General features: G+C 61.0%; 6 protein-coding genes. 5 read left to right on the top strand and 1 reads right to left on the bottom strand.

What is annotated here, in order from left to right:
- From H7C86_RS24215 to H7C86_RS24195, 5 genes are all read left to right on the top strand, one after another.
- Positions 1–647, top strand: a 647-nt coding sequence (locus tag H7C86_RS24215) for an HNH endonuclease signature motif containing protein (RefSeq protein WP_182262370.1), incomplete at its 5' end; no start/stop codon positions are given.
- Between the two features lie 123 nt (positions 648–770).
- A complete protein-coding gene (locus H7C86_RS24210; protein WP_182262369.1) occupies positions 771–1,283 on the top strand; it encodes a GNAT family N-acetyltransferase in 513 nt (170 codons plus the stop codon).
- A gap of 93 nt (positions 1,284–1,376) precedes the next feature.
- Positions 1,377–3,401 (top strand): glycosyltransferase family 39 protein, encoded by a 2,025-nt coding sequence (locus H7C86_RS24205; RefSeq protein WP_182262368.1) that lies wholly within the window; start codon positions 1,377–1,379, stop codon positions 3,399–3,401.
- Between the two features lie 34 nt (positions 3,402–3,435).
- Complete coding sequence (locus H7C86_RS24200; RefSeq protein ID WP_182262367.1) at positions 3,436–4,710, top strand: hypothetical protein; 1,275 nt, start codon at positions 3,436–3,438, stop codon at positions 4,708–4,710.
- A gap of 89 nt (positions 4,711–4,799) precedes the next feature.
- Positions 4,800–5,303: a GbsR/MarR family transcriptional regulator gene (locus tag H7C86_RS24195; protein WP_020908019.1), complete on the top strand. Its 504-nt coding sequence runs from the start codon at positions 4,800–4,802 to the stop codon at positions 5,301–5,303.
- Between the two features lie 36 nt (positions 5,304–5,339).
- Here the strand turns inward: H7C86_RS24195 and H7C86_RS24190 are convergent, their stop codons facing one another.
- On the bottom strand, positions 5,340–6,371 hold the full coding sequence (locus tag H7C86_RS24190; RefSeq protein ID WP_182262366.1) for an iron-siderophore ABC transporter substrate-binding protein: 1,032 nt from the start codon (positions 6,369–6,371) through the stop codon (positions 5,340–5,342).
- Between the last annotated feature and the right edge of the window lie 35 nt (positions 6,372–6,406).

Here is a 6,406-nt window from a genome sequence, read left to right as displayed (position 1 = left end):
ATTCTCGGTCGGCAGCGAAGCGGACCGCGGACGGGTTCACCGAACTGATCCGCCGTTACCTCGACTGCGCCAAAACCGGTGTCGATGGTGGCCAGCGTCCGCACGTGAACGTGCACATCAACGCGCGTGATTTGGCTGAGCACCGGGACTGCGCCGCAACATCCGCTGCTCCTGGTGGTGGAGTGGCTGTGGCTGTGTCGGATCTCGATGTCGGGCACATGCCCTGGCTGGGGCCACTGTCCGTCTCGCAGACCAGACTCCTCGGCTGCGACTGCTTCCTGTCCACCGTACTGCTCGACGACCACGGCGCACCGCTCGATGCGAAACCCGGAAAGCGATTAGTGTCCGCCGAACAGCGAGTGGCGCTGATCGCCCGAGACAAAGGCTGCGCCTTCCCCGGCTGCACATGTGTGCCCGCGTGGACCGATGCACACCACATCCGGCACTGGGCGAACGGTGGCCCGACGGTGATGAGCAACCTTGTCCTGCTGTGCCGTTCACATCATCGGCTGATGCACCGGAAATCCGGGTTCGTCGGGAAGTGGGAGATTCGGATCGGCGTCGACAACAAACCGTGGTTCATCCCGCCGCCCTCGATTGACCCGCGGCAGCACCCGCGACCGGCGAACACCACATTCAAAACCTGACTGAGTGGTGAGACCCGTTCAGATACACAACTTCACGTCGATAGGCTTCAACTCGGAGATACATCCGGGTTGGGGCCTGGAGGCCGTGGTGTTGTGGACGGCTGCAGATATGGGGGAGGTCATATGGTTGTGGACGTTGTGCAAGCGGTCGAGAGCGATGGGCCGGAGATTCTGGCGCTGCGGCACGCGGCAGAAGACTGGTTGGCAGAACGCGGAATCATCCAGTGGCGCCCGCGTGAAGTGTCTGTCGAGCAGGTCGGGGAGCAGATTTCGAGAGGGGAGTTCTTTGTTGCGCGAGACCGGGCGCAGTCAAGGATTGTCGGCGCCCTGCGGTTGATCTGGTCAGACCCCGTGGTCTGGCCCGATTCGAACGAGCCTGCCGGCTACGTGCACGGATTGGTTATCGATCGAGAATTCTCGGGCACCTCGTTGGGCGAACGCTTACTCGTCTGGGCCCATCGACGGTCCGCGGAGGAGGACGCGCAGTACTTGCGGCTCGATTGTGTCGAAACGAACGTGCGGTTGCGCCGCTATTACCGAGACGCGGGTTTCGCCGAAGTAGGGCGTCGTGACTTCGGAGATGTTGTCGACAACGGTTGGTTCAGCGTCGTGCTGTTCGAGCGTTCCCTGGCCTGATTCATTCACAGCAACTTTCCAGCCGGCTCCCAGTGCAGCCGGGGTTGAAAGCGCGATCGTTGGCAGGACAGTAACTCGTGAAGGGACTTCCTGATGACCGCCGTTCTGTATCCGGCCCCGCCTCAGCGGCCGGCACCAACTGCCCATCGAGCCGAGCCCTCGCCGTCGTGGTTCCGCACTCGGCGTACAGGATTGGCGCTGACGATCCTGTTGGCAGCAACGGCGGTCTTGTATTTGTGGAATCTGACCGCGAGTGGCTACGCCAACACCTTCTACGCTGCGGCGGCGCAGGCCGGCTCCCAGAATTGGAAAGCGTGGTTCTTCGGCTCCCTCGATACCTCGAATTTCATCACTGTCGACAAACCGCCCGCTTCATTGTGGGTCATGGGTCTGTCCGGACGAATCTTCGGATTCTCGAGTGCCAGCCTTCTTGTTCCGCAGGCGTTGATGGGCGTCGGATCGGTTGCGCTCGTGTATGCGGCCGTCAAACGAGTGGCGACGCCGGCTGCGGGTCTTGTGGCGGGAGCTGTGTTGGCAGCTACGCCCGCTGCCGCCCTGATGTTCAAGTTCGACAATCCCGATGCATTGCTTGTTCTGCTCATGACTCTGGCCGGCTACTTCGTGATTCGCGCCATGTGCACGGCGGTGGGTCGACGAGCCGCAGTGTGGGTGGCGCTCGCAGGAGTCGCGCTGGGCTTCGCTTTTCTCACCAAGATGTTGCAAGGGCTGATGGTGTTGCCTGCATTTGGTGCCGCGTATTTGATTGCCGGACAGGTGCGCTTGCGGACTCGCCTGTTCCACCTGGTGATCGGTGCTGCGTCCGTTGTCATATCGGCTGGGTGGTGGGTGTTGGCAGTGTGGCTGTGGCCCGCTGATTCTCGCCCGTACATCGGCGGATCGACCAACAACAGCGTCATGGACTTGGTACTGGGATACAACGGATTGGGTCGACTTTTCGGGAACACCGGTGGCGGAATGTCCGGTGGTAGTAGTGGAATGGCCGGTGGCAGTGCAGGTTCCAGCTTTGGGGGAAGTGCCGGACTCGATCGGCTGTTCGGCAGCGAGATGGGTATCCAGATTTCCTGGCTGATTCCTGCGGCACTGATCGCGTTGGTGTTCGGACTCCTCGCCCGTGGGCGTGCACCGCGCACAGATCTTCTCCGTGCGTCGTTGATCCTGTGGGGTGGTTGGTTTCTCGCTACCGGCCTGATCTTCAGCTACATGTCCGGAACGATCCACCCCTATTACACAGTTGCGCTGGCGCCTGCTGTTGCGGGGATGATCGGCGTCGGTGGATACGCCCTGTGGTTGGTGCGTGCCCGCTGGATCGGACGCTGCGGCTTGGCAGCGATGATGCTGGCCGCAGGAATTTGGAGCTGGGTGTTGTTGCACCGCAATGCCGAATGGCTGCCGATGCTGAAGTGGATTCTGTTGGCGGGCACTGTCGTCGGCGCGATCCTGGTTCTGGTGGGAGCCAAGGGTCGATTTCGCAAGCTCGCTGCCGCTGGATTGATCATCGGTTCGTTGGCAGGGATAACCGGTTCGGCGTCTTACGCGATTGCCACTGCCGCAACAGCGCATGGTGGGTCCATCTCGACGGCAGGACCAACCGGCGCCGTGTCCGACTCCGGAATGGGCGGGGGAGGAGGCATGGGTGGGGGCCAAGGGCAGGGAGACGGTGGGGCTCTGCCGAACTCTGATGACGCGAGCAGTAATCCGACGGCGAGTGGGCCAGGAACAACGAGTGGGCCAGGAACAAGCAGTGGTAGCGAAAGTACTTCCGAGTTGACGGCAATGTTGGTCAATGCGGGCACCACGTGGTCGGCCGCGACCAACGGATCGCAAAGCGCAGCAACCTACGAGTTGGCCAGCGATACTGCGGTGATGGCGATCGGCGGTTGGAGTTCTGATCCCGCACCGACGCTGGACCAGTTCATCGAGTACGTGGCAGACGGCGAGATCCACTACTACATCGCCAGTGGCCAGGGCGGAAGCCCGAAAGACAGCCAAGGCGGGGACAGTACGTCGAGTGCTATTCAGGAATGGGTCGGAGCGAATTTCTCGTCGACAACGGTGGGAAATTCCACGATCTACGACCTCAGCGGGTATGTCGGATAGCGACGTAGTTGTTGTCATAGGCAATGATCGAGAAATGTCTGGGCGCACCGCACACGAGTCGAACCGTCGCCGCGAGCAATGGACCTGGCGCGACGGGCTGGTGATCGTCTCGATCGTCGCATTGGGAACTGTTGTCGCAGCGGTGACGAACGAGGGCGCGGGCACGTCGATTCCCGGCTGCGAGTCGGTGGAATCGCCAGGTCCGCCGGTGCGCATCAACTACGGTTTTACCGGTGAGCCCGGTTATGACGACCCGGACTATCCATGGTTCTCGGGACCGAAGGCCACCGCCATGAGCGACGCACTACTCGAATCGTTGCCTTCCGATGTCGACGTTGCATTTGCGAGTCCATCGAAATCGCTCGAGTTTGCGCCGATCCAGAATTACCGGGGCGTTTCGTTTCCCGACGGGGTCGACCCGATCGAGTTCAGCGGTTCGACGTCGGCGAAGGGAACCTTAACTCGCGTCGGGCGGACTGCGGATATCTCGGTTCAGGTTCGTGCATGGGATCAGCCGGTGCCACCGTGCCTGGAGGGGCTGGTGGATCGGCGGGAGTATCTCGCGAACGGAACAGTGCTCGATATCTCAGATTTCGAGGACAGAGCAGATTTCGAGGACAGAGCAGATTTCGAAGACAAAGACGGTTCGGAAGTCGGGGGCGAGCGCGGTGTAGTCGCTTATCTCGGTGACGGATCCAGAGTTGTTGCGAGCATCGACACATCGACCGGGACTTCGACGGATACTGGTCCGCTTTTGACGATGGACGAACTGATCGCGGTCGCGACAGCGCCCGGGCTCGCTGTGACTGAGCCGGTCCCAGACTCGACGCCGCCACCGATGGCATCCTGCTACACCGATTCCATGAATGCCGGTCCACCTGCGACGCGCATGGATATCGACCGACTGAATCAGTTGCTCGATGCACGTTGGAAGGATCTCGGCGCAGAAGAGGTCACTTTGGAACGCTCGCTCGGTTCGCTGGTTCCGGATGACTACGGACGGGGAGGGGCGTGCGAACGAATCGTCGTCTCGACATCGGACGGCCGCGGTGATGTCGAGATATCGATTGGTACGGCCGTCCCGGAACCAGGCGCGATCCTGACGTTGCCCAACGCCACCACGGTGACTCGCCTGGTCGATCCCGATGGCTCGGGCGATGACACGGTCCGGGTTGTTCACCCCTCCGGCGAAACAGTAGTGGTGACCCAGTTCGTGACATCGGCTGGCTCCACATCGGCGTCGCCTTTGACGATCGAACAGCTCGAGTTCATCGCAACGACTCCAGGGCTGGTGATTTCGGCTCGGTGACGGTGTCGCTGGCACAATAGTGACGAATTGTTCGTACCCAGTTTGTTCGTACCCAGATTGTTCGTATCCAGACCTCGGAGGCTCAACGAATGGGCGATGCCAGCCCTGCTCGCGGTGACGACTTCTCCACGTGGTTCATTGACCAGTTCTCCGTGTACTGGCAGTCTGGTGGTGGAGCTCGCATCGAGGGACGCATTGCGGGCTATTTGTTGATCAGCGAGTCGCCAGGGGTCAGTGCCGAAGAGTTGGCGCAGGCACTGGGAGCCAGTCGCGGATCGGTGTCGACTTACATTCGCCGTTTGATCGACCGGGGGTTCGTCAAGCTCACGCGCAAGCCTCGGGATCGGACTCACTACTACGTCATGGATTCCGACGTGTGGGGCGGATTCCTCGAAACAGAGCACGTGTATCTCGAGAATCAACGCAAACTCGCGACTGAAGCACTGCAGTACGCAAATCCCAACGGCCCCGCCTACATTCGTGTCCTCAACATGCGCGATTACATGGGGTGGATCATCGACAATCGAATGTTGAGTAGCGAGTGGATGCGATTCAAAGCCCAACGCGACGGCAAGAAGCCCGCATCCGAATAGGGCGCGGGCTTCTCGATCGCACGATGCTGATCTACATCATTTGTTCAGCTTCGCGATTGCCTCGTCGATCATCGGCACGTAGCGCTCGAGCGACCAGGGCACGGTCAGCGGGTTGATCATCGAGGAACCGGTGACGAAGGGCTGCTCGGTCGGAGCGATGACAGTTCCCCGAGTCACAGCGGGGATGGCCTGGTAGGCCGGCTGCGCTTCGATCTCGGCCCGATTGGCCGGGTCCGAGTAGAAGGTGAAGAGCAGGTCGGACTTGTCGAGGAGGTTTGCGTTCTCGAGGCCGATGACGGCGGAGTCTGTTCCTTCAGATTCCGTCAAGGTGTAGACGACGGGATCCACCTGCAAGCCGAGTGCGCGGACCATGGCCACGCGCTGCTCTTCGGCGAAGAAGACGCCGAGGGTTCCTGGGCCCGTGTTGTAGATGAAGGAGAAGCTGACGTCGGCGTAGTTCGGATGTGCTGCAGTCGATTCCGCGAACTGCGACTTGATCTTGTCGATTTCGGCTGTCGCCTTCTCGGATTCGCCCATGGCTTTGCCGATGACGTCGATCTGGTCTTCCCACGTGATGGTCCACGGACTCTCGGCGTAGGCGACGGTCGGCGCGAACGCGTTCAGTGAGTCGAACTGCTGCTGTGTGATGCCGGACCAGGGGGCGAGGATCAGGTCGGGTTCGAGAGCGATGATCGCTTCGATGTTGAGATCGGTTCCGCCGGTGAACTGCTCTGGCAGTTCGCCACCTTGCTTAGTGACCGCTTCGTGGACCCACGGCAGATATCCGGTGTCGTCGCTGCCCCATGCGTACTTTTCGACGCCGACGGGGATCGTGCCGAGCGCGATCACGGTCTCCGCCGACCCCATGCCGAGGGTCACGATCCGCTCAGGCTTTTCGGTGATGACGGCTTTTCCGAGCGCACTTTCGATAGTGACGGTTTCGAAGTCGCTGCTGCTCGATTCGGTTGCGGTGTCGTTGTTACTGCATCCGCCGATTACCAGGGCGGCAATGACCAATCCACTCAGCGCCACAGTTCGGCGAAGTGAGCACACACGGGTGTATCGCATGGGGAACCTTCCGTTGTCGATGCGCCGAGGAGTGA

The organism is Rhodococcus sp. UFZ-B548 (genome assembly GCF_903819475.1).
In the GTDB taxonomy this organism is placed as follows: domain Bacteria; phylum Actinomycetota; class Actinomycetes; order Mycobacteriales; family Mycobacteriaceae; genus Rhodococcus_F; species Rhodococcus_F erythropolis.
This window is presented reverse-complemented; position numbering and strand designations above follow the sequence as displayed.